This window comes from Wenjunlia tyrosinilytica (genome assembly GCF_014646055.1).
Classification (GTDB): Bacteria; Actinomycetota; Actinomycetes; order Streptomycetales; family Streptomycetaceae; genus Wenjunlia; species Wenjunlia tyrosinilytica.
On sequence record NZ_BMMS01000003.1, the window covers coordinates 302,577 to 325,257 of the forward strand.

The 22,681-nt window shown below is 69.1% G+C and carries 16 protein-coding genes; 3 read left to right on the forward strand and 13 right to left on the reverse strand.

The annotated features are described in order from the left end of the window. Positions 1 to 102: 102 nt before the first annotated feature. Positions 103 to 1,614: a depupylase/deamidase Dop gene (dop, locus tag IEY86_RS05215; RefSeq protein WP_373286953.1), complete on the reverse strand. Its 1,512-nt coding sequence runs from the start codon at positions 1,612 to 1,614 to the stop codon at positions 103 to 105. Positions 1,615 to 1,858: 244 nt separating this feature from the next. Further along, positions 1,859 to 3,625 carry a proteasome ATPase gene (gene arc / locus IEY86_RS05220; protein ID WP_189130306.1) on the reverse strand — a complete coding sequence of 589 codons (1,767 nt, stop codon included), beginning with the start codon at positions 3,623 to 3,625 and terminating at the stop codon, positions 1,859 to 1,861. A 182-nt stretch (positions 3,626 to 3,807) separates the two neighbouring features. On the opposite strand from arc, the gene IEY86_RS05225 reads away from it, so the two are divergent. After that, positions 3,808 to 4,161 (forward strand): ferredoxin, encoded by a 354-nt coding sequence (locus IEY86_RS05225; RefSeq protein WP_189130307.1) that lies wholly within the window; start codon positions 3,808 to 3,810, stop codon positions 4,159 to 4,161. A gap of 56 nt (positions 4,162 to 4,217) precedes the next feature. Here IEY86_RS05225 and IEY86_RS05230 read toward each other — a convergent pair whose 3' ends face one another. The 3 genes from IEY86_RS05230 to IEY86_RS05240 form a co-directional block, all read right to left on the reverse strand. After that, on the reverse strand, positions 4,218 to 4,790 hold the full coding sequence (locus IEY86_RS05230) for a hypothetical protein (protein ID WP_189130308.1): 573 nt from the start codon (positions 4,788 to 4,790) through the stop codon (positions 4,218 to 4,220). A 212-nt stretch (positions 4,791 to 5,002) separates the two neighbouring features. After that, complete coding sequence (locus IEY86_RS05235; RefSeq protein WP_189130309.1) at positions 5,003 to 5,914, reverse strand: tRNA (adenine-N1)-methyltransferase; 912 nt, start codon at positions 5,912 to 5,914, stop codon at positions 5,003 to 5,005. Between the two features lie 131 nt (positions 5,915 to 6,045). Next, on the reverse strand, positions 6,046 to 7,296 hold the full coding sequence (locus IEY86_RS05240) for a site-2 protease family protein (RefSeq protein WP_189130363.1): 1,251 nt from the start codon (positions 7,294 to 7,296) through the stop codon (positions 6,046 to 6,048). 110 nt (positions 7,297 to 7,406) lie between these two features. On the opposite strand from IEY86_RS05240, the gene IEY86_RS05245 reads away from it, so the two are divergent. Together IEY86_RS05245 and IEY86_RS05250 are read left to right on the forward strand one after the other, a co-directional pair. Further along, on the forward strand, positions 7,407 to 8,489 hold the full coding sequence (locus IEY86_RS05245; RefSeq protein ID WP_373286954.1) for a RecB family exonuclease: 1,083 nt from the start codon (positions 7,407 to 7,409) through the stop codon (positions 8,487 to 8,489). Between the two features lie 39 nt (positions 8,490 to 8,528). Then, positions 8,529 to 9,200, forward strand: a complete 672-nt coding sequence (locus IEY86_RS05250; RefSeq protein WP_189130310.1) for a response regulator — start codon at positions 8,529 to 8,531, stop codon at positions 9,198 to 9,200. A gap of 136 nt (positions 9,201 to 9,336) precedes the next feature. Here the strand turns inward: IEY86_RS05250 and IEY86_RS05255 are convergent, their stop codons facing one another. The 8 genes from IEY86_RS05255 to metH form a co-directional block, all read right to left on the reverse strand. Further along, positions 9,337 to 10,935, reverse strand: coding sequence for an ABC transporter substrate-binding protein (locus IEY86_RS05255; protein ID WP_189130311.1), 1,599 nt, complete (start codon positions 10,933 to 10,935; stop codon positions 9,337 to 9,339). Positions 10,936 to 11,020: 85 nt separating this feature from the next. Next, complete coding sequence (locus IEY86_RS05260) at positions 11,021 to 12,382, reverse strand: ABC transporter ATP-binding protein (RefSeq protein WP_229698162.1); 1,362 nt, start codon at positions 12,380 to 12,382, stop codon at positions 11,021 to 11,023. Next, positions 12,366 to 13,457 carry an ABC transporter ATP-binding protein gene (locus tag IEY86_RS05265; RefSeq protein ID WP_189130312.1) on the reverse strand — a complete coding sequence of 364 codons (1,092 nt, stop codon included), beginning with the start codon at positions 13,455 to 13,457 and terminating at the stop codon, positions 12,366 to 12,368. The genes IEY86_RS05260 and IEY86_RS05265 overlap by 17 nt, the downstream gene beginning before the upstream one ends. Beyond that, a complete protein-coding gene (locus tag IEY86_RS37485; RefSeq protein WP_265803746.1) occupies positions 13,457 to 15,136 on the reverse strand; it encodes an ABC transporter permease in 1,680 nt (559 codons plus the stop codon). Before IEY86_RS37485 ends, IEY86_RS05265 begins: the two co-directional genes overlap by 1 nt. Next, entirely contained in the window at positions 15,136 to 16,158 is a 1,023-nt protein-coding gene (locus IEY86_RS05275; protein WP_189130313.1) for an ABC transporter permease, read from the reverse strand. The genes IEY86_RS37485 and IEY86_RS05275 overlap by 1 nt, the downstream gene beginning before the upstream one ends. Positions 16,159 to 16,257: 99 nt before the next feature. After that, complete coding sequence (locus tag IEY86_RS05280; RefSeq protein ID WP_229698163.1) at positions 16,258 to 17,799, reverse strand: ABC transporter substrate-binding protein; 1,542 nt, start codon at positions 17,797 to 17,799, stop codon at positions 16,258 to 16,260. Positions 17,800 to 18,231: 432 nt separating this feature from the next. Continuing rightward, positions 18,232 to 18,939, reverse strand: coding sequence for an HAD family hydrolase (locus IEY86_RS05285; RefSeq protein ID WP_189130315.1), 708 nt, complete (start codon positions 18,937 to 18,939; stop codon positions 18,232 to 18,234). Between the two features lie 161 nt (positions 18,940 to 19,100). Continuing rightward, positions 19,101 to 22,607 carry a methionine synthase gene (gene metH / locus IEY86_RS05290; RefSeq protein ID WP_189130316.1) on the reverse strand — a complete coding sequence of 1,169 codons (3,507 nt, stop codon included), beginning with the start codon at positions 22,605 to 22,607 and terminating at the stop codon, positions 19,101 to 19,103. Positions 22,608 to 22,681: the final 74 nt, after the last annotated feature.

Here is a 22,681-nt window from a genome sequence, read left to right on the forward strand (position 1 = left end):
ACCCTACAAGCGGAGCCGCCTTCCGGCCCCGCCGTCCGCACATTTGCTCAACGTCCGGCATGCCCCTTGATGATTCCCGGAATCGGCCTCTTTCAGCCGCGTTCAGCCGCCCGAGAGCACCCTGACCAGGTCCTCGGCCGTGCGGCAGCGGTCCAGGAGCTCCTTGACGTGATTGCGGGTGCCGCGCAGCGGCTCCAGGGTGGGGACGCGCTGGAGGGAGTCCCGGCCCGGCAGGTCGAAGATCACCGAGTCCCACGAGGCCGCTGCCACGTCGTCGGCGTACTGCTCCAGGCAGCGGCCCCGGAAGTAGGCCCTGGTGTCCTCCGGCGGCTTGATCCGGGCCCGCTCGACCTCGGACTCGTCCAGCAGCCGCTGCATCCGGCCGCGGGCGACCAGGCGGTTGTAGAGCCCCTTGTCCTGGCGCACGTCGGCGTACTGCAGGTCCACCAGGTGCAGGCGCGCCGCGTCCCAGCCCAGGTTGTCGCGCTTGCGGTAGCCCTCGAACAGCTCCCGCTTGGCCACCCAGTCCAGTTCCCCCGACAGGCTCATCGGATCCGTCTCCAGACGGCCCAGGACGTCCTCCCAGCGGGTGAGCACGTCCTTGGTCTGCTCGTCCGCGTCGTTGCCGTACCGGTCCTCGACGTACTTGCGGGCCAGCTCGAAATACTCCATCTGGAGCTGCACCGCGGTGAGTGTCCGGCCGCTTCGCAGTGTGATCAGGCGGCGCAGGGTGGCGTCGTGCGAGACCTGGTGGAGGGTGCGGACGGGCTGGTCGACGGCGAGGTCGACGGCGATGAACCCGTCCTCGATCATCGACAGCACCAGGGAGGTGGTGCCGAGCTTGAGGTACGTCGAGATCTCGGAGAGGTTGGCGTCGCCGATGATCACATGGAGGCGGCGGTACTTCTCCGCGTCGGCGTGCGGTTCGTCACGGGTGTTGATGATGGGGCGCTTGAGGGTGGTCTCGAGGCCGACCTCGACCTCGAAGTAGTCCGCGCGCTGGCTGAGCTGGAAGCCGTGCTCCTGCCCGTCCTGGCCGATGCCGACGCGGCCGGCGCCGGTGACGACCTGGCGGGAGACGAAGAACGGGGTGAGGTGGCGGACGATGTCCGAGAAGGCCGTCGACCGCTGCATGAGGTAGTTCTCGTGGCACCCGTAGGAGGCGCCCTTGTTGTCCGTGTTGTTCTTGTAAAGGTGGATCGGCTGGGCCCCGGGCAGCTGGGCGGCGCGTTCGGCGGCCTCGGCCATGATCCGCTCGCCGGCCTTGTCCCACAGGACGGCGTCACGGGGGTTGGTGACCTCCGGCGCGGAGTACTCCGGATGGGCGTGGTCCACATAGAGCCGGGCACCATTGGTCAGGATGACGTTGGCGAGGCCGATGTCCTCGTCGGTGAGCTGGCTGGAGTCCGCGCTCTCACGGGCGAGGTCGAAGCCGCGCGCGTCTCGCAGCGGGTTCTCCTCCTCGAAGTCCCAGCGGGCCCGGCGGGCCCGGTGCATCGCCGCCGCGTAGGCGTTGACGATCTGGGACGAGGTGAGCATGGCATTGGCGTTCGGGTGGCCAGGGACGGAGATCCCATACTCCGTCTCAATGCCCATTACTCGCCGTACGGTCATGCGGCCCTCCTTGCCCGGCGGCGCCCCCGGCTTGGACGCGCCGCTCAAGTACCGCTTCAGATGTGGCCGTTCGCGGTGCCCCTCGCCCCGGCAAAGGGGCGCGGTGCGAAAAGCCTATGACGCATCCGCGGCAGTGGGGAGATCATTTCACTCATTGCTCGAACCCGGGCGTATCCGCACAGGACCTGCGGACAAACGTGTCCGGCTGCGGGTACCTGGTGGGTACCCGCAGCCGGACAAGTCGTTACAGGTACTGACCGGTATTCGCCACCGTGTCGATCGACCGGCCGGTGTCCGCGCCCTGTTTTCCGGTGACGAGGGTGCGGATGAAGACGATCCGCTCGCCCTTCTTGCCGGAGATGCGGGCCCAGTCGTCCGGGTTCGTCGTGTTCGGCAGGTCCTCGTTCTCCTTGAACTCGTCCACGCACGCGGCGAGCAGGTGGGAGACCCGAAGGCCCTTCTGGTTGTGGTCGAGGAAGTCCTTGATCGCCATCTTCTTGGCCCGGTCCACGATGTTCTGGATCATGGCGCCGGAGTTGAAGTCCTTGAAGTAGAGGACTTCCTTGTCACCGTTGGCGTAGGTGACCTCGAGGAACCGGTTCTCCTCCGTCTCGGAGTACATCCGCTCGACCACGGACTGGATCATGCCGGCCACCGTGCCGTCACGGGAGCCGCCGTGCTCGGAGAGGTCCTCGCCGTGGAGCGGGAGGCTCGAGGTGAGGTACTTGGAGAAGATGTCCTTGGCCGCCTCGGCGTCGGGCCGCTCGATCTTGATCTTGACGTCCAGGCGGCCGGGCCGCAGGATCGCCGGGTCGATCATGTCCTCGCGGTTCGAGGCGCCGATGACGATGACGTTCTCCAGGCCCTCCACACCGTCGATCTCGGCGAGAAGCTGCGGGACGATGGTGTTCTCCACGTCCGAGCTCACACCGGATCCGCGGGTGCGGAAGAGCGACTCCATCTCGTCGAAGAAGACGATGACGGGCGTGCCCTCGCTCGCCTTCTCCCTCGCACGCTGGAAGACCAGGCGGATGTGCCGCTCGGTCTCGCCGACGTACTTGTTGAGCAGCTCGGGGCCCTTGATGTTGAGGAAGTAGCTCTTGCCCGCCGGGCGCCCGGTGACCTCAGCCACCTTCTTGGCCAGCGAGTTGGCGACGGCCTTGGCGATGAGTGTCTTGCCGCAGCCGGGAGGTCCGTACAGCAGAACGCCCTTGGGCGGCCGCAGTTCGTGCTCCTTGAACAGGTCGGGGTAGAGGTAGGGGAGCTCGACCGCGTCGCGGATCATCTCGATCTGGTTCCCCAGACCGCCGATCTTGTTGTAGTCGATGTCGGGGACCTCTTCGAGGACGAGTTCCTCGACCTCGCTCTTGGGGACCCGCTCGTAGACATAGCCGGAACGCGGCTCCATCAGCAGGGCGTCACCGGCGCGGAGGGGGCCGTCCAGCAACGGCTCGGCGAGCCGCACCACCCTCTCCTCGTCGGTGTGCCCTATCACCAGGGCGCGTTCGCCGTCCTCGAGGACTTCCTTGAGGGTGACGATGTCTCCGACACGCTCGAACGCGTGGGCCTCAACAACGTTGAGCGCCTCGTTGAGCATGAGCTCCTGGCCACGCTGGAGTTCCTCCAGCTCGACGGAGGGGCTGACGTTCACCCGGAGCTTCCTGCCCCCGGTGAAGATGTCGGCCGTTCCGTCCTCGTTCGCCTGAAGGAACACGCCGAACCCGGCCGGGGGCTGGGCGAGCCTGTCCACTTCCTCCTTGAGGGCCACGATCTGGTCGCGGGCCTCCCGGAGCGTGGAAGCGAGCCGCTCGTTCTGAGCGGACACGCCTGCCAGGTTGGTCTGCAGCTCGACGATCCGCTCTTCGAGAATCCTCGTGTGTCGCGGAGAGTCGGCGAGCTTGCGTCGCAGGACGGCGATCTCCTGCTCAAGAAAGGCGATCTGGCCCGCGGGGTCCTCCGACCCCCGTGCGGGCCGGACACCGCGGTTGATGTCGTCGTCGTGGGCTGCCACGGTCCTCACCTCCTCCAAGGGGAGCTGGACGCTTTCAGACCCTACCTGGGCCGGGTGGGGTTGAAACCCCTAGATCACAAAGACGGAAGGCGTGTGTCCGATCTTCACCCTTGCGCACGTCCCCACGCCAGTGAGATACCCACCGATCAACATCGGAAAGCGACCGGTTGTTATCGTCAGTGATGTCAACACCCTTCAGGGTTGGTTCCATCCCGGTCGACGAGCGAGCAGGCGAGGTACCCGTGGGCGAGGAAGCCGTCGAAGACGCACTCGAAGTCTGGATCGACCAGGACCTGTGCACGGGCGACGGGATCTGCGCTCAGTACGCCCCCGAGGTCTTTGAGCTGGACATCGACGGCCTGGCGTACGTGAAGGGCACGGACGACGAGCTGCGCCGGCAGCCCGGGGAGACGGTTCCGGTTCCGCTGCCGCTGCTCCAGGACGTCGCCGATTCGGCCAAGGAATGCCCGGGTGACTGCATCCACGTACGCCGGGCCCGCGACATGGTCGAGGTGTACGGGCCCGCGGCCGAATAGCCGCGCACGTCACGCGGAGTGAGCACCGGAGGCCATGACTGGAGCATCCGCCTCCGTTACCTGTTCGCCGACAGCGCAGGGCGCACGACCTCGGCTCGACCGGACCTCCACTTCCAGCTCCGCGAGACGGTCTTGTCGGGGCAGCAGCGCGGCACCGCGTCCGAGGAGTAGCCGAGCAGTCGCGCGGTGATCGTGGAGCCGTGCGCCGACAGCTTCGCCACCGTCATCCCCTGGCGGGGCTCGAGCAGGGCGCGCACGGTCGTCGGCCCGTCCGCCTTCGCCCGCGCGAGGACGTAGATCCCGTGCGGAGGCGTGCCGTTGCCCGCCTCGCAGTGCACCGCGGCCACGGCCTCCCACCGGCCGTCGCCGTCGAGGTCGGCGGTGATCCGCCGCGCCACGGTGACGGGCGCGCCGGCGCAGTCCAGCGGGTAGGAGGCGGTCATGGGGTCGGGTGCGGTGCGGGTGGCGCGTGATGCGGCGGAGGGACTCGGGCTCGCGGCCACTTCCGTGGGCCGGACCAGCACGCCGGCGCCGACCACCGCGGCGAGCGCCGCCGCCGTGACGATCCAGTCGATGCCTCGCGACCGGGTGTGCGGAAGGTCCTGCCCCTGCGAACCGCTGTTGACCACGCGCGCGTCTCCTCGAAGTCCTCGAAGTGCCGGAGAGGGCCCTGAACGGGCCTGGAGGGGAGTTCGATGCTGTGGGCCAGCATCGTGCCACACGCGGTCACCAGGGTGAACACGCGGGGCGGCCCCGGTCCGCGCGCCTTACGGCACGGGTGGACCGGGGCCGCCCCATGGGTTCGCCTGTGCGGGTCGCCGGTGGATCGTCAGTGGGCCGCTCAGACCGCCCCGTTGCCCGGTACGGCGGTCGCGCCGGGGCCCGAGTAGTCCTCGCCGTAGGCGCCCTTGGAGGGGCGGCGGCGGCGCAGCGGGGGCTCCACGCCGTCCGCGAGTCGGCGGGCCGTCAGCAGGAAGCCCGTGTGGCCGATCATGCGGTGGTCGGGGCGCACCGCCAGGCCCTCGACGTGCCAGGTGCGCACCATGGTCTCCCACGCGGTCGGCTCGTTGAACGTGCCGTGCTCGCGCAGCGCCTCGACGGTGCGGGCCATCTGGGTCGTGGTCGCGACGTAGGCGCAGACCATGCCGCCCGGGACGAGCGCCTTGGAGACCGCCTCCAGGCACTCCCAGGGGGCGAGCATGTCCAGAATGACGCGGTCGACCTCGGTGTCGGACAGGTTGTCCTGGAGGTCGCCGACGGTCAGCTGCCAGGCGGGGTGGTCACCGCCGAAGTACCGGCGGACGTTCTTGGTCGCGATGTCGGCGAAGTCGGCGCGGCGCTCGTAGGAGTGCACCATGCCCTCGTCGCCCACCGCGCGCAGCAGGTAGCAGCTGAGCGCCCCGGATCCGACCCCTGCCTCGACGACGCGCGCGCCGGGGAAGATGTCGGCCATCGACAGGATCTGACCCGCGTCCTTGGGGTAGACCACGGCGGCTCCGCGCGGCATGGACAGGACGTAGTCGGGGAGCAGGGGACGCAGCGCGAGGTACGCGGTGTTCCCCGTGGTACGCACGACAGTTCCCTCGGGAGCGCCGATCAGCTCGTCGTGCGGGAAGGACCCCTTGTGGGTGTGGAAGTTCTTCCCGGCCTCGAGCGTGAAGGTGTGGTGGCGTCCCTTGGGGTCGGTGAGCTGGACCTGGTCCCCGACCTCGAAGGGCCCGCGACGGCGGGCGGCACCGGTCGGTTCGGACATGCGGACAAGCGTACTGGAGTCGGCCGACCCGAACGAACACAGGACCGCTCGCACCCGGTCCGACCTGGGGTTCTTCCGGCGTACAGCCCGCCCCGGCCCGCACGGCCGAGCCGGGCGGGCCCATGGAGTCTTCAGCTCGACGGCCTGGCCATGGCGGCGACGAAGGCCCGTTCGACGTCGGAGGTCGACAGCACTCCGTAGACCTCTCCGGTGGGCTCGACGACGAGGTACTCGGTGGCGGGCGTGGCCCGCAGGGTGTCCAGCAGTTCCTCCCCCGCCAGTTCCGCGGAGACCCTCATACCGGGCTGGAGGTCCTGGGAGAGCCCGCCGACCGACACCCAGGGGCGGCGGTGCTCGGGCACGTCCACGATCGCCGCCTCGCGGACGAGCGCCATGGGGTCGCCGTTGCCGTCCACGACCACGAGCGCGCGCGCTCCGGCCTCGTTGGCCCTGCGCAGGGCCTCCGACAGCGGGGTGTCCGAGGAGACGGGCACGGCCCGGCGGGTGAGGGAGCGGGCCCGAAGGTCCGGGAGGCGTTCGCGGAGCCTGGCCATTCGCAGGGCGTTGCCCGCGCCGGTCCAGATGATGGCGGCGAGCACCGCGCCGAGCAGGGCGTCGGTGATCGAGCCGGTGCTGTCGGTGCGCATGTCGTCCGAGTAGGACAGCAGCGGCAGGGCCACCAGGACGACGATGGCCAGGACCCGGCCGGTCCAGGCGGCGGCGACGGTGCCGGTCATCGGCTTGCCGCTGATCTTCCACACCACGGCCCGCAGCATCCGGCCGCCGTCGAGGGGAAGGCCCGGCAGGAGGTTGAAGACCGCCACGATGAGGTTGCTGACCATGAGCCCGGCCAGCAGGACGCCGGGCACGGTGCCGGGGCGCACTCCCCGCATCGCCAGCCAGAAGACTCCGGCGAGGGCCATGGAGAGCAGAGGGCCGACGAAGGCCAGGACGAACTCGCGGCCCGGGGTCTCCGACTCCTTCTCGATCTCGGAGACGCCGCCGAAGAACTGGAGCTGGATCCGGCGCACCGGCAGCTTGAACCGGAGCGCCGCGACGGTGTGGGCCAGCTCGTGGACGAGCACCGAGGCGTAGAAGGCGATGGCGAAGAACAGCGAGACCAGGTAGCGGACGGCTCCGAGGTCGGGCAGGACCCGCTCCAGCTGGCCGCCGAAGATCCAGGTGATGAGGATCGCGACGAGGAACCAGCTCGGCGCGACGTAGACGGGCACCCCGAACGGGCGGCCCATCAGGAGTCCGCCTCCGGGGCCTCGGGGCCGTTCCTTCCGGTCTCCGGCGGCGCCCGGTCCGCCGGAGTTGCCCGGCTGCCCGCTCGACTCGTTCACTGATGCCCCTCGTGGTCCCCGTCGTGCCTTGATCATTCTCATGGCGCGTTGCCGTCGATGGTATGTGCCCGGCAACGCGTGGCCGACACCGCGTCGGCCGCGGTTGGCCCCCGATATGTCAGTGGTACACCGTAGGGTCGCTTTTCATGAGTTCCAGCAGCGTGAGTTCCACCAGTGAGGCGGCCGGTGACGCGGAGTGCGGCCCGGTGCTGCCTGGCCCGCGCGCCGAGGCGGGGCGGACGGGAGTGGGGCCTACGGGGGTGGGGCGGACGGAGGCGGCCGACGGTGTAGAGGCGGTCGGGGCCGCTGCCGCCGCCGGGACCGCCGGTGCGGTGGCGGCCGCCCCGGAGGCAGCCGGTGCTGAGGCGGCCGCCCCGGACACAGCCGATGCGGAGGCGGCCGCCCCGGAGACAGCCGCGCCGACTCCCTCGCTGTCGCCGTCACGGGCCGCGGACTTCATGACGTGCCCGCTGCTCTACCGCTTCCGGGTGATCGACAAGCTGCCGGAGAAGCCGAGCCCCGCCGCCACCCGCGGCACCGTGGTGCACGCCGTGCTCGAGCGGCTGTTCGACGCCCCTGCGGGCGAGCGCACCCCGGTGAGGGCCAAGGCTCTGGTGCGGCCGGAGTGGGAGAAGCTGCTGGCCAAGCGGCCGGAACTGGTGGAGCTCTTCGGGGCGGACGAGGGCGGCGCGGATCTCGCGCGGTGGCTGGTCGGGGCGGAGCAGTTGGTGGACCGCTACTTCACCCTGGAGGATCCCAACCGGCTGGAGCCCGCCGAGCGCGAGCTGTACGTGGAGACGGTCCTGGACTCCGGGCTGAAGCTGCGCGGCTATGTGGACCGGCTCGATGTGGCGCCCAGCGGCGATCTGCGGGTCGTGGACTACAAGACGGGCAAGGCCCCCTCGCAGCGCTTCGAGTCGCAGCCGCTGTTCCAGATGAAGTTCTACGCCCTGGTGCTCTGGCGCCTGCGCGGGCTGGTGCCCAGGCGCCTCCAGCTGGTCTACCTCGGCAGCGGCGACGTGGTGACGTACGACCCCGACGAGTCCGACCTGCTGGCCGTGGAGCGCAAGCTGCTGGCACTGTGGCAGGCGATCAGCCGGGCGACCGAGAACGGCGAGTGGCGCCCGAAACCGAGCCGGCTGTGCGACTGGTGCGATCACCGGGAACTCTGTCCGGAATTCGGCGGTACTCCCCCGCCGTACCCGCTTCCGGTTGCCACGGGCTCTTAGGGAACAATGGGCGCCCACCGCCCACACAGAGGAGTCCTGGTGGCCATTCGGGTGCTATTGGTCGACGACCAGCCACTGCTGCGCACCGGTTTCCGGATGATCCTGGAGGCCGAGCAGGATCTGGCCGTCGTCGGCGAGGCGGGAGACGGCCAGCAGGCCCTCGACCAGGTGAGGGTGCTTCAGCCCGACGTGGTGCTGATGGACATCCGGATGCCGCGCATGGACGGCGTGGAGGCCACCCGAAGGATCACCGGCCCCGGACGGGACGGCCCGGCGAAGGTGCTCGTGCTGACCACGTTCGACCTCGACGAGTACGTCGTGGAGGCCCTGCGGGCGGGGGCGAGCGGCTTCCTGCTCAAGGACGCCCCGGCGCAGGAGCTGGTGCAGGCGATCCGGGTGGTCGCGGCCGGGGAGGCCATGCTCGCCCCGAGCGTCACCCGGCGGCTGCTGGACAAGTACGCGGGCCGGCTTCCGTCGGGCGACGAACCGGTCCCGCAGGCCATCGGCACCCTCACCGAGCGCGAGGTCGAGGTCCTGAAGCTGGTGGCCCGCGGCCTGTCCAACGCGGAGATCGCCGCGGAGCTGTTCGTGAGCGAGACGACGGTCAAGACCCATGTGGGCCACGTGCTCACCAAGCTGGGTCTGCGCGACCGCGTACAGGCGGCCGTGTACGCGTACGAGAGCGGTGTGGTGCGCCCCGGCGCCCAGTGACCGCCCACGGTGCCCTGGGGGCCGTCTCAGGGCCCATGACGGCACGGGCAAGGGACACACGTGTGGGGCCCGGCGCCGAAGCGCCGGGCCCCACACGTGTGCTCAGGTGTTCTCGGATGTTCCCGCGGTCGGCGGGTCAGCTGCCGGAGCCCTTCTCCAGCTCCCAGAAGCGGAAGGTGGAGGAGGCGTCCAGCGTCCACTGCACACCGTTGATGTTGTCGCGGTGGGCGATGTACTGGCGTCCCTGCCACAGCGGCAGCAGCGGAACGTCGTTCGCGAGGATTTCCTGCACCTTGGTGAAGTCGTCGACCACGGCGCTGCGCTCCGCCTGGCGGCGCGAGTCGGGCAGCAGGTTGTTGAGGATGTCGCCGTTCTGGTACGGCGACTTCAGGAAGTTCTTCCTGCCCACGAACGGCGCGATGTAGTTGTCCGGGTCCGGGAAGTCGGGGTACCAGCCCATGCCGAAGACCTGGAACTTGCGCTTGTTGTAGCCCGCCTGGAAGTCCTCCCACTGCTTGCCCTGGAGCTGGACCTTGAACAGGCCGCTGCGCTCGAGCTGCCGCTTGATCACGGCGAACTCGTCGGCGGTGGCGGAGCCGTAGTGGTCCGAGGTGTAGGACAGCGTGAGGCTCACCGGCGTGGAGACGTTGGCCTTCTGCAGAGCCGTACGGGCCTTGTCCCTGTCCGGCTCGCCGTAAGCGTTGTAGAACGCGTTGATGTGCCCCGGAATGCCCTTGGGGATCATCGAGAACAGAGGCTCGGCGGTGCGCTTGTAGACGTCGCGGACCAGGGCCTTGCGGTCGATGAGGTGGGCCATCGCCTGGCGCACGGCGACGTTCTGCACCGACGCGTCCTTGGTGTTGAACACCAGGTACCGGATCTCACTGCCCGGGGCCTCGGTGACCTTGATGCCCCTGTCCTCCTCGCCCCCGAGCTGCGTGATCTGCTTGGGCGTGAGGGTGCGGTGGGTCAGGTCGATGTCCTTCTTCTCCAGCGCCTGCTGCATCTGCGTGGAGTCGGGGAAGTACCGGACCTCGAACTTGCTGTTCTTGGCGTGGATGCTGCCCTCGTAGTTGGCGTTGCCCGTGAACTCCGCCTTGAGCAGCCGGTGGTGCCTGCCGCCCGAGCGCTGGAGGGAGCTGAGAGCGTAGGGCCCGGAACCGGCGATGCCGTCGTCGGTGCTGAGCTTGTTCGCCGGGTAGGACTCCTCGTCCACGATCGCGGCGGCCGGGGTCGCCAGGACGAACGGGAAGGTCGCGTCCGCCTGCTTCAGCATGAAGACGACCGTCTTGTCGTCGGGCGTCTCGATGCGGTCGAGGTTGCCGAAGAGGCTGGACGGGCCGAAGCCGCTCTCTATCTTGATGGTCCGCTGTATGGAGAACTTGACGTCGGAGGCGGTCAGCGCATGGCCGTTGGAGAACTTCAGGCCGTCCCGGACGGTGCAGCGGTAGGAGGTGCTGTTCTGGCTGGTGAACACGCACTTCGACGCGGCCTCGGGCTGCGGCTCCGAGCCGTCGTTGGGATAGCGGAGCAGGGTCTGGAACGTGTTGGTGAACAGGGTCCAGCTGCCGATGTCGTACGCGCCGGCCGGGTCAAGAGTGCCGATGGAGTCCGTGCTGCCCATCACGATGGGGTCCTGGCTGCCGTCCTTGCCGCCGGAGCTACCGCACCCCGCCAGCAGGGGCACGAGCAGACCGGCCACGGCCGGCAGCACCAGTAGCTTGGCTCGCTTCATCGTTGTGGATCTCCTAGCGCCCTTGTTCCAGTCCCTGCGGGCGGTGCCGGTCTGGCACCGCCCGCCCCCCGATCGCAGTCCTCTGTCATGCCTGCGATTCGCCGTAGAGGTGGCAGGCCACCCGTACATCGCTGTCCACGACCGGCAGGAGCTTCGGGTCCGCCGGGGCGGCGAACTCCACCACGACCTGCCCGCCGTCCTCGCGCATCGTGGTGACGCCACGCCAGAACGGCTCCCGGGGCTCCGTCTCGGAAGCCTCCTCACGCAGCTGCCTGAGGTACTCCACCAGCTCTGCCGAGTCGTGCCCCTTGCCCGGGGCGAGAGCCACTGTAGTCAGCCTCGGCGCCGAGAGTACGTCGAGGTTGCCAATAAGGCCCTTCTCCCTCGCGTACTCCTGCGGCGGCAGGTCCAGCCAGCGCCGCTCGAGCAGCGCCCGAAGGTCCCTGGCCTCCCAGCCGCAGCCGGCCAGGGCGACGGGGCAGCGCGGGTGGAACGAGCAGCCCAGGGGCGGCTGAGCGGCGTCCGGCACCTCGCCTCGCGGCAGGTCGCGGGGGACGCCGCGGTGCGGGTCGGGCTCCGGGATCGCCGCGAGGAGCGCCTTGGTGTAGGGGTGTTTGGGATCGCTGAAGACCTGGTCGGTCGGCCCGATCTCGACGATCCTGCCCAAGTACATGATCGCGATGGTGTCGCAGAAGAACTTGGCGCTGGCCAGGTCGTGCGTGACATAGACGTAGGTGAGGTCCAGGTCCCGCTTGAGGTCCAGCATCAGCTGAAGGATCTTCGCGCGCACGCTCATGTCGAGCATGGAGATCGGCTCGTCGGCGACGAGCAGCTCCGGATCGGCGATGATCGCGCGGGCGAGGACGGCACGCTGCTTCTGCCCGCCGGACAGGTCCGCGGGGAACTTGTCCAGGAACCGCTCCGGCGGGGTCAGGCCCACGCGCTCCAGCGCGTCGGTGACCTTGGCGTCGTACTCGTCGTCGTCCTTGACCAGGCCGTGGATCCTCAGCGGGTGGCCGACCGCGGTGCGAATGGTCATCGCCGGGTTGAGCGAGGCGTGCGGGTCCTGGAAGACCATCTGCAGCATGCGCCGCATCGGGCGCAGCCTGCCCTCCCTGAGCTGGGCGAGGTCCTGGCCGCGGTAGGTGATGCTGCCGCCGGTGGCCCGGTTCAGGCCCAGCAGGGTGCGGCCGAGGGTGGTCTTGCCCGAGCCGGACTCGCCGACCAGGCCGAGGACCTCGCCCTTGCGCAGGGTCAGGTCGACCCCGTCGACGGCCTTGACGGCGCCCTTCTTGCGGCCGGTGAGGCGCGCGAGCGCTCCCCCGCGCATTCCGAAGTGGACCTGGAGGTCTCGCACCTCCATCAGGACGTCCTGCCGGGCGCCGTCACCGGCGCCCCCGTCGGCGTCGAGCACGGCGACGGACTCGGTGTCAGGCTTCGTCGGCAACGCTGATCTCCTTCACCGCGAGCGGCTCGCGCCCGTCCTTACCCAACTCCTCGCCCAGCGAGGGGTCCGCCTCCAATGCCTGGTGCCAGCAGGCGCTGCGCACTCCGCCGGCAAGCACCACCTCGGGCGGCTCGTGCTCCTCGCATCCGCGCATGGCCACCGGGCAACGGGCCGCGAACCGGCAGCCCTCGAGGGGCCGGCCGAGGTCCGGCGGGCTGCCGGGGATGTAGTGCAGTCCCGTGGTGGACAGCGAGATGGTGGAGCGGAGCAGCTCCTTGGTGTACGGGTGCTGCGGGTTGGCGAAGACCTCGCGGGCATCGCCCTGCTCGACGATGTGCCCCGCGTACATCACCGCGACCCGGTCACACGCTTCGGCGACGATACCTAGGTTGTGGGTGATGAGCACAAGGGCTGTGTCGAAGTTCTTGCGAAGGTCGGCGAGGATCTTGATGATCTGCGCCTCGACGAGGACGTCCAGAGCGGTCGTCGGCTCGTCGGCGACGACGAAGGCCGGACGCAGCACCAGCGCCAGGGCGATCATGATGCGCTGGCGCATACCGCCGGAGAACTCGTGCGGGTAGGAGTTGTAGCGGCTGGGCGGGATACCCATGCCGCGCAGCGCCTCCAGTGCCCGCTCGCGGATCGCGGTCTTCGACAGCTTGCGCTCGTGGGTGCGCAGGGCCTCCTCGAAGTGCTCCGAGATCTTCATCAGCGGGTTGAGCCGGGTCATCGGCTCCTGGAAGATCAGACCGAGGTCGGGGCCGCGCAGCTTCTGGAGCCGCTTGGGCGGCAGGCCGACGAGGTTGGTGCCCTTGAAGTCGACCACGCCGGACAGCGCGGTGCCGGTGGGGGTCAGACCGAGGACGCCGCGGCCGAGCGTCGACTTGCCGCAGCCGGACTCGCCGACCAGGCCGAGGGTCTCTCCGGGGCGGACGTCGAAGGTGACACCGTCGACGGCCCGGACGGGGCCGCGCTCGGTGCCGTACCAGACCCGCAGATCACGAACGGACAGCACGGGCTCGCGCTCCCCGCCTGCGGCGTCGGCCGCCTCAGCGGCAGCGGTGGTGGTGGCCATCAGCCCTCCTTCGAGGCGTCGGAGGCGGTGCCGGACCCGCCGGCGGCGGACCCGGAATCAGCGGCGCCGGCCGCGGACTCGGAAGTGGCAGCAGTCTCCGCGCCAGCGCGAGCGTGCGCCCCGGCCCCGGGCTCGGACTCGGACTCGGACGCGGACGCGGACTCCACCGGAGTCTCGGACTCGGACGCAGCCTCGGGCTCGGACGCAGACTCCACCGGAGTCTCGGACCCGGCCGGAGTCTTGGCCTGGGCCGGAGTCCCGGCCTCCACCGGAGTCTCAGACGCGGACGGAGTCTCGGCCTGGGCCGGAGTCCCGGCCTCCACCGGAGTCTCAGACGAGGACGCGGACTCGGCCAGAGTCTCGGCCTGGGCCGGAGTCCCGGACTCCGACTCGGACGTGGCCGCAGACTCGGACTCGGCGGGGGCCTGGGCCGCGGTCTCCGGCTTGGACTCGGACGTCGCCGGGCCCGCCGCCTCGGCGGCGGGCTCTGCCTGGCCCTCGGCGTCGGCCGCGGGCTCGGACACGACGGGAGACTGCGCGTCGGCGGGGTTCTGCGGTGCGTCCGCGGCGGAGTCGCCTGCCGTCGCGGGTTGTGCCTCGGCCGGGGTCCGCGCCCCCCCGGGGGCGGCCTCGGCCGCGACCGGGGTCGTCGCGGCGCCCGCCACGACCACTCGCCGGGAGGCGAGGCCGCTCGGGATCAGGACCTTGGTGATGCGGCGGCGGCGCGTTGTCGGGTTGAGGACGTCGTTCAGGCCCTCGCCGAGCAGGGTGAAGCCCAGGATCGAGAAGAGCACCGCCAGCCCCGGGAAGAGGGCGGTCCACCACATGCCGGCGTTCACGTCGTCGATGGCGCGCTCGAGGTCGTAGCCCCACTCCGCCGCCTCGGTGGGCTCGATGCCCATGCCGAGGAAGCCCAGGCCCGCCAGCGTGGAGATGGCGTCGGCCGCGTTCATCGTGGTGATGACCGGCACCGACTGGACCACGTTGGAGAACAGGTACTTGCGGATGACCACGGACGGCTTCGCGCCCATGGCGCGCGCCGCCTCGACATAGGTGGCCTCGCGCGCGGACAGCGCCGAGCTGCGGACCACCCGGAAGTACTGCGGGATGTACACCACCGTGATCGCGAGCGCCGCGGTCACGACGCTGCCGCCGATGATGCCGGAGAAGATGAAGCCCGCGACGATCGCCAGCAGCAGGTACGGGAAGGCGAAGAGCGCGTCCATGATCAGCACCAGGACGCGGTCGAGCCATCCGCCGAAGTACCCGGAGAGCAGGCCGAGCACCACGCCGATGACCAGCGAGAAGATCACGGCGAGGATCATGACCTCGAGCGCGGTGCGCGCGCCGTAGATCACCCGGGTGAGCACGTCGAGGTTCTGGACGGTGGTGCCGAACAGATGGCTGCCGCCGGGCTCTCCCTGCTTGGGGAAGCGCTCGCCGCCGCTGCTGTACTGGTCGAAGTCGTAGGGCGCGATCAGCGGAGCGAAGATCGCCACGAGCACGAAGAGCGTGCTGATGCCGAACCCGGTCCACAGCAGGGCCTTGGGTACACCCCGGGCCTGCTTGACGGGCGCGAACGTGCGGCGCAGCCCCTGGAAGCGGCCCGGCTTCGCCTTGCCCGCGACGGGCTCGACGAGGTCGGGGTCGGTGGGAGGAAGAAGCGCTGTCTGGGTCATCAGTACCGCACCCTCGGGTCGATCAGGGCGTTGACGAAGTCGATCAGCATGCTGATGAACACCACCACGAGGGCGAAGACGGTGACGATGCCCTGGACTGCGACATAGTCGCGCTGGTTGATGTACTGGATCAGCATCAGGCCGATGCCGGGCCAGTTGAAGGTCTTCTCGGTGAGCACCGCCCCGCCGAGGAGCATGGCGACCTGGAGTCCGAGCACGGTGATCACCGGGACGAGCGCGTTGCGGAAGGCGTGCTTGGTGACGACCGCGCTCTCCTTGATGCCGCGGGCGCGCGCCGCCTCGATGTAGTCGCCCTGCAGGGTCTGGATGACGTTCACCCGGATCATGCGGATGAAGACGCCGACGATGAGCAGGCCCAGGGTGACCGACGGCAGCACGAGGTGCAGGAGCGCGTCGTTGACGGCGTCCCAGTTGCCGGCGATCATCGCGTCGACGATGTAGATGTGCGTCGTCGTGTCTACGTTGAGCGACATGAGCTGGTCCGCCTGGTCGGAGACCGGCAGCGAGCCGCCGCTGAAGACGAGCTGCGCGAGCAGGCCGGTGACGAAGACCGGGGCCGCGTACGTGGTGATGCTGAAGACCCGGGCGCCGACGTCGAAGGCGCTGTCCCGGAAGCGGCCGGAGAACAGGCCGATCGGCAGGCCGATGAGGATCGCGACGATCAGGGCGCCGATCGTGAGGCTGAGGGTCGCTCCGCCGTTGTCGACGATGAGGTCGGTGACTTTGCGGTGGTCGACGAAGGTTGTACCGAAGTCGAGATGCGCGACGTTGCTGATGTAGTTCCAGTACTGCTCGAGAAGCGGCTTGTCCAAGCCCGCTATGTGGCGCTTCTCCGCCAGCTGTGCGGCGCTGAGCTTCCCGCCGGCGGCGGCCGACACGGGGTCACCGGGGGCCACCCGCATCAGGACGAAGACCAGCGTGAGCAGGATGAGCACCATCGGAACTGCCAGCAACAGCCGCTGGACGATGTAACGTCCCAGGCCGCCTGACTGCTTGCTCATAGGTTCGTTTCTCTCCATGACGCCGGGTGGGGCGCGGACGGGTGGAACCCCCGTCCGCGCCCCCGCGGCGTCCGTCAATGACTGACAGGTGCCAGGTAACTACTTCTTGCCCTTGCCCACGAGCCAGAAGCGGAAGATGTACGACGGGTCGAAGGTGTCCTGGACACCGGTCACACCGTCGCGCACGACGCCGTTCTGCTTGCCCTGCCAGACCGGCAGCAGCGGAACGTCCTCGGCGGTGATCTTCTGGATCTCCGCGAAGGCGGCCTCGCGGACCTTGGCGTCCGAGCTGGCGAGCTCCTTGTCGAGCTGCTTGTTGACGGCCGCGTTCTTGTAGTTGTTGGTGAAGTAGCCACCATCACGCAGGAACGGGCTGGAGTAGTTGTCCGAGTCCGGGAAGTCCGGGTACCAGCCGAGGCCGAAGACCGGGTACTGGTCCTCGTCGAAGGCGGCCTTCTGGAACTGCTCCCAGGCGCTGGTGTCGAGCTTGACCTTGAACAGGCCGGTCGCCTCGAGCTGGCGCTTGATCTCGGTGAACTCGTCGGTGGTGACGGCGCCGTACTTCTCCGGGCTCGACCACAGGTCGATGCTGACCGGGGTCTTGACCTTGGCCTTCTTCAGGATGCCGGCGGCCTTGTCCTTGGACGGGGCACCGTACTTGTCCTTGAACGCCTGGGTCGCGCCGGCGACACCCTGCGGGACCATCGAGTACAGCGGCGTGACGTTGCCGTTGTAGACGTTCTTGGCGATGGCGTCGCGGTCGAGCACCTGGGCGAACGCCTGGCGCACGGCCTTGTTGTCCACCGGCTTGCTCTTGACGTTGAACGTCAGGTAGCGGATGTCCGCGCCCGCGCCCTGGACGACGGAGACGCCCTTGGACTTCTCCTTGCCGATCGCGTCGAGCGTGGTCGGGGAGAGCTTGCCGTAGGCGACGTCGACCTTGCCGTTCTCCACGGCCTGCTTCAGCGTCGACTCCTGGCTGAAGAACTGGAGGACGAACTGCTTGGCCTTGGGCTTGCGGTTGCCCTTGTACTCCTTGTTGGCGATGAACGACGCCAGCTGCTTCGGCTTGTACTTGTCCAGCGTGTAGACGCCGGAGCCGATGCTCTTGCTGACCGCCGAGACCTTGTCCGCCGGGTAGACGTCCGGCTTGTCGCTCGGGACGATCGCGGCGGCACCGGTGGTCAGCACCTGCGGGAAGGTGGCGTCGGGGCGCTTGAGGTGGAAGACCACCGTCTTGGCGTCCTTGGCCTCGACCGACTGCATGGAGCCGAAGAGCGTGGAGGCGCCCGTCGGGTCGGCGATCTTGACGACGCGCTTGATGGAGAACGCGACGTCCTCAGCGGTGAGGTCGCTGCCGTCGGAGAACTTCTGCCCGCTCTTCAGCGTGCAGGTGAAGGTCTTGGGGTCGCCGAAGCTGCACTTCTCGGCCGCGTCCGGGCTGTACTCCTTGGCGCCGGCCTCATAGGTGAGGAGCGTCTGGAACGTGTTGTAGATAACCGTCCAGGAGCCCAGGTCGTACGTCTTTGCCGGGTCGAGCGACTGCACCGGCTCAGTGGTGCCCATGATGACGGCCCCCCCACCGGAAGAGCCGGACGAGTCGTTCTTGTCGCCGCCGCACGCAGCCACAGTCAGAGCCATCAGGCCGACAGTGGAGGCAGCCACGACGCGCTTGGTACGTGACATCAAAGAATCCCCTTGCTCAAACGCCGACCGAAGATTCGGCATTGATCAGGCAGGACCCTAGTGCGAAGGCGCGGTTGTCTCAGAACACGGACATGTCCCAGCGAAATCACGCGCCGATAACAGCAGCTCACTCACCGATTTCCGAACAGTGGAACCAAGGCCGCCTACTGTCACCAAAGCGGACACATGCCCCTGCCTCAAAGGCGCCTCAACACCCCTGAGAACAGGCGTCGGCAACACTGTCGATGGGATTGACTGTGAGATAAATCACGGCATGAACTCGGTTGACGAGGAACCGGAATCGGCCAAGACCGAAGTCACACCGAATGAGCGGTCGGCGACCTGGAGTCATGACCATGGAAATCATGATTTCGCTGGGTGTTCCGGTCAGCGCACCACGGTGACCAGATCACGCAGAAAAGCAAGATCGACCTCTTCCAGGGAAGGCACCACCGTGCGGCCGGACGCGGGCTCGATCAGCGCCACCGAGGGCACCGCGAGCACCCGGCAGCCGGCGGCCTCGGCGGAGGCGACACCGGTCGGGGTGTCCTCCACCACGACGCAGCGGGAGGGATGGGCGCCGAGGCGGGAGGCGGCCAGGAGGTACGGGTCCGGGTGCGGCTTGGTGTTCGCGACCTCGTCGCCCGCTACGGAGAAGGCGAAGTGCTCGGGGCCGATCGTGCGCAGCACGATGTCGATGATGCGCCGGTGCGAGGCGGAGACGAGGGCGGTGGGCACCTCGTGCGCGGCCAGCTCGGCCAGCAGCCGCCCGGCGCCCGGCATCAGCGGAAGGTCCCGGCCGATCAGCTCCACGAAGCGCTCGTTCAGCAGGACGGACAGCTCCGGATAGGTGATCCTGGCGCCCGTCTCCCTGATCAGGTAGGCGCCCACCCGGGTCATGGGTCCGCCGACCACGTGCTCGCGGTACTCCGGAAGGAGCTCATGGCCCAGCTCGGCGAAGATCTCCACCTCGGCGTCCCACCAGAAGCCCTCGGTGTCCACAAGGGTGCCGTCCATGTCGAGCAGGACGGCCTGGAGGCCGGAGCCGTCGCCGTGGGCGGTACTGATGCCAGTGGTGCGGACGCTGCTGGTCACGTGGCCCTCTTTCCCTCGTTCCACCCCGGGCGTACGCCCCGGGGACGGGCAAGGCCGGTCGCCGTCTCCCCTCCCGGGCACACCTCGGGAAGGGCGGGCGACCGGCCTGTGCCGGACCATCCAGTCTACGACTGCCTGCGGATACGGCCTTGAACGGCGGCTTACCGCGCGTTGAAGTACTTGGCCTCCGGATGGTGGATCACGATGGCGTCGGTGGACTGCTCGGGGTGGAGCTGGAACTCCTCCGACAGCTTGACCCCGATGCGCTCGGGCTCCAGCAGGGCGGCGATCTTGCCCCGGTCCTCGAGGTCCGGGCAGGCCCCGTAGCCGAGGGAGAACCGGGCACCGCGGTACTTCAGCGCGAACATGTCCTCGATCTCGGCCGGGTCCTCACCCGCGAAGCCGAGCTCGGCGCGCACCCGGGCGTGCCAGTACTCGGCGAGCGCCTCGGCCAGCTGGACGGACAGGCCGTGCAGCTCGAGGTAGTCCCGGTAGGCGTCGGCGGCGAACAGCTCCGCGGTCGCCTCGCCGATCCTCGAACCGACGGTGACCACCTGCAGCCCGACGACGTCGGTCTCCCCCGACTCCTGCGGGCGGAAGAAGTCGGCCAGGCACAGACGGCGGCCCCGCCGCTGGCGCGGGAAGGTGAATCGGGTGCGCTCCGAGCCGTCCTCGCCCAGGATGATCAGGTCGTCGCCCTTGGAGACGCAGGGGAAGTAGCCGTGGACGACGGCCGCCTCCAGCAGGTTCTCGGTGTGCAGCTTGTCCAGCCAGCCGCGCAGGCGGGGGCGGCCCTCGGTCTCGACCAGTTCCTCGTACGAGGGCCCGTCGCCGGTCCGGGCGGTCTTCAGACCCCACTGGCCCTTGAACAGGGCGCCCTCGTCCAGCCAGGAGGCGTAGTCCTTGAGCGGGATGCCCTTGATCACGCGGGTGCCCCAGAAGGGCGGGGTCGGCACGGGGTTGTCCGTCGCGGTCTCCGAGCGGGCCGGGCCCTCCTCGGGCTGCGGCTCGGCGACCACGCCCTCGCGGGCCGGGACGCGGCGCTGCTTGAGTTCCGGGAGGGTGGCTCCGGGCACTCCGCGCTTCACCGCGATGAGGGCGTCCATCAGCCGCAGGCCCTCGAAGGCGTCGCGGGCGTAGCGGACCTCTCCCTGGTAGATCTCGTGGAGGTCCTGTTCGACGTAGGCGCGGGTGAGGGCGGCGCCGCCGAGGATGACGGGGAAGTCGGCGGCCATGCCGCGCTGGTTGAGCTCCTCCAGGTTCTCCTTCATGATCACCGTGGACTTCACCAGCAGCCCGGACATCCCGATCACATCGGCGCGGTGCTCCGCGGCGGCGTCCAGGATCGCCGAGACCGGCTGCTTGATCCCCAGATTCACCACGTTGTAGCCGTTGTTGGACAAGATGATGTCCACCAGGTTCTTGCCGATGTCGTGGACGTCCCCGCGCACGGTGGCGAGCACGATGGTGCCCTTGCCCTCGCTGTCGCTCTTCTCCATGTGGGGTTCGAGGTGGGCGACGGCGGTCTTCATGACCTCGGCGGACTGCAGGACGAAGGGCAGCTGCATCTGGCCGGAGCCGAACAGCTCACCGACGACCTTCATCCCCTCCAGCAGCACATCGTTGATGATCTCCAGCGCCGGGCGTTCCCCCAGCGCCTCGTCCAGATCGCCTTCCAGACCGTTGCGCTCACCGTCGATGATCCGCCGCTTGAGCCGCTCCTCCAACGGCAGCGCCGCCAGCTCCTGCGCCCGCCCGGCCTTGACCGAGGTGGTGTCCACCCCCTCGAACAGCTCCAGGAACCGCTGCAACGGGTCATAGCCCTCACCCCGCCGGTCGTAGACCAGATCCAGCGCCACCTCCCGCTGCTCCTGCGGGATCCGGGCGATCGGCAGGATCTTGCTGGCGTGCACGATCGCCGAGTCCAGCCCGGCCTCCACACACTCATTGAGGAACACCGAGTTGAGCACCATCCGCGCCGGCGGGTTGAGGCCGAAGGAGATGTTCGACAGCCCCAGGGTGGTCTGCACCTCGGGGTGGCGGCGCTTGAGCTCCCGGATGGCCTCGATGGTGGCCACGCCGTCCTTGCGGGACTCCTCCTGCCCGGTGGCGATGGTGAAGGTCAGGCAGTCCACGATGATGTCGCACTCGAGCACCCCCCAGTTCCCGGTCAGATCCGCGATCAGCCGCTCGGCCACCGCCACCTTGTGCTCCGGGGTGCGCGCCTGACCGTCCTCGTCGATGGTCAGCGCGATCAGCGCCGCACCGTGCTCCACCGCCAACCGGGTGATCCGCGCGAACCGCGACTCGGGGCCGTCACCGTCCTCGTAGTTCACCGAGTTGATCACCGCCCGGCCGCCCAGCTTCTCCAGACCGGCCTGGATCACGGCGGGCTCGGTGGAGTCCAGCACCACCGGCAGCGTCGAGGCGGTGGCGAACCGGCCGGCGATCTCGTTCATGTCCGCCACACCGTCGCGGCCGACGTAGTCCACACACAGGTCCAGCAGGTGCGCACCCTCACGGATCTGCTCGCGCGCCATCTCCACACAGTCGTCCCACCGGCCCTCCAGCATGGCCGTACGGAACTTCTTCGACCCGTTGGCGTTGGTGCGCTCGCCGATCGCCAGGTACGAGGTGTCCTGACGGAAGGGGACGGTCTGGTAGAGCGAGGCCGCACCCGGCTCGGGTCGCGGACGCCGCTCGCCCGGGCTCATCTCCCGCACCCGCTCCACCACCTGGCGCAGGTGCTCCGGGGTGGTGCCGCAGCACCCGCCGACCAGCGAGAGCCCGTACTCGCGCACAAAGGTCTCGTGCGCGTCCGCCAGCTCCCGCGGGGACAGCGGATAGTGCGCACCGTCCTTGCCCAGCACCGGCAGACCCGCGTTCGGCATCGCCGAGACCCTCGTGCGCGCATGCCGCGACAGATACCGAAGGTGCTCACTCATCTCCGCCGGACCCGTCGCACAGTTCAGGCCGATCATGTCGACGCCCAACGGCTCCAACGCCGTCAACGCCGCACCGATCTCCGAACCCAGCAGCATCGTCCCCGTCGTCTCCACCGTCACCTGCACCAGCACCGGCAGGTCGGCGTCGAGCTCGGTGAGGGCCCGCTTGGCACCGATGACGGACGCCTTGGTCTGGAGCAGGTCCTGGGTGGTCTCCACCAGGATCGCGTCCGCTCCTCCCTCGATCAGACCGGCGACGTTCTGCTGGTAGGCGTCGCGCAGGACCGTGAACGGGGCATGGCCAAGCGTCGGCAGCTTGGTCCCCGGGCCCACCGACCCCAGCACCCACCGCTGCCGGCCGTCCGCCGAGAACCCGTCGGCGACCTCGCGGGCGATCCGCGCTCCGGAGCGGGAGAGCTCGAAGACCCGGTCGGCGATGTCGTACTCACCGAGGGCGGCGAAGTTGGCGCCGAAGGTATTGGTCTCCACACAGTCCACGCCCACCGCGAAGTACGCCTCGTGGACGGACCGGACGATGTCCGGACGCGAGACATTGAGGATCTCGTTGCAGCCCTCGTGGCCCTCGAAGTCCTCGAGGGTGGGATCCTGCGCCTGGAGCATCGTGCCCATGGCGCCGTCGGCCACCACCACCCGGGTGGCCAGGGCCTCGCGGAGTGCGTCGGCTCGTAGCTTCTGTGCGGACTGCTGGGACGGCGAGGCCATGGATGTGCTCCCTGGGATGCGACGGCTGTCGGCTTTGCGAGCTCGGCCGGGGGGCCGTGCTCGCACCTGGCCAG

What these genes read in the sequence shown, in the direction of transcription:
- IEY86_RS05240 (WP_189130363.1), bottom strand. Translation starts at nt 7,296, where the DNA reads ATGATCAAGGCACGACGGGGACCACGAGGGGCATCAGTGAACGAGTCG.
- IEY86_RS05280 (WP_229698163.1), bottom strand. Translation starts at nt 17,799, where the DNA reads ATGGCTCTGACTGTGGCTGCGTGCGGCGGCGACAAGAACGACTCGTCC.
- dop (WP_373286953.1), bottom strand. Translation starts at nt 1,614, where the DNA reads ATGACCGTACGGCGAGTAATGGGCATTGAGACGGAGTATGGGATCTCC.
- IEY86_RS05245 (WP_373286954.1), top strand. Translation starts at nt 7,407, where the DNA reads ATGAGTTCCAGCAGCGTGAGTTCCACCAGTGAGGCGGCCGGTGACGCG.
- IEY86_RS05265 (WP_189130312.1), bottom strand. Translation starts at nt 13,457, where the DNA reads ATGGCCACCACCACCGCTGCCGCTGAGGCGGCCGACGCCGCAGGCGGG.
- metH (WP_189130316.1), bottom strand. Translation starts at nt 22,607, where the DNA reads ATGGCCTCGCCGTCCCAGCAGTCCGCACAGAAGCTACGAGCCGACGCA.
- IEY86_RS05255 (WP_189130311.1), bottom strand. Translation starts at nt 10,935, where the DNA reads ATGAAGCGAGCCAAGCTACTGGTGCTGCCGGCCGTGGCCGGTCTGCTC.
- IEY86_RS05235 (WP_189130309.1), bottom strand. Translation starts at nt 5,914, where the DNA reads ATGTCCGAACCGACCGGTGCCGCCCGCCGTCGCGGGCCCTTCGAGGTC.
- IEY86_RS05225 (WP_189130307.1), top strand. Translation starts at nt 3,808, where the DNA reads ATGTCAACACCCTTCAGGGTTGGTTCCATCCCGGTCGACGAGCGAGCA.
- IEY86_RS05275 (WP_189130313.1), bottom strand. Translation starts at nt 16,158, where the DNA reads ATGAGCAAGCAGTCAGGCGGCCTGGGACGTTACATCGTCCAGCGGCTG.
- IEY86_RS37485 (WP_265803746.1), bottom strand. Translation starts at nt 15,136, where the DNA reads ATGACCCAGACAGCGCTTCTTCCTCCCACCGACCCCGACCTCGTCGAG.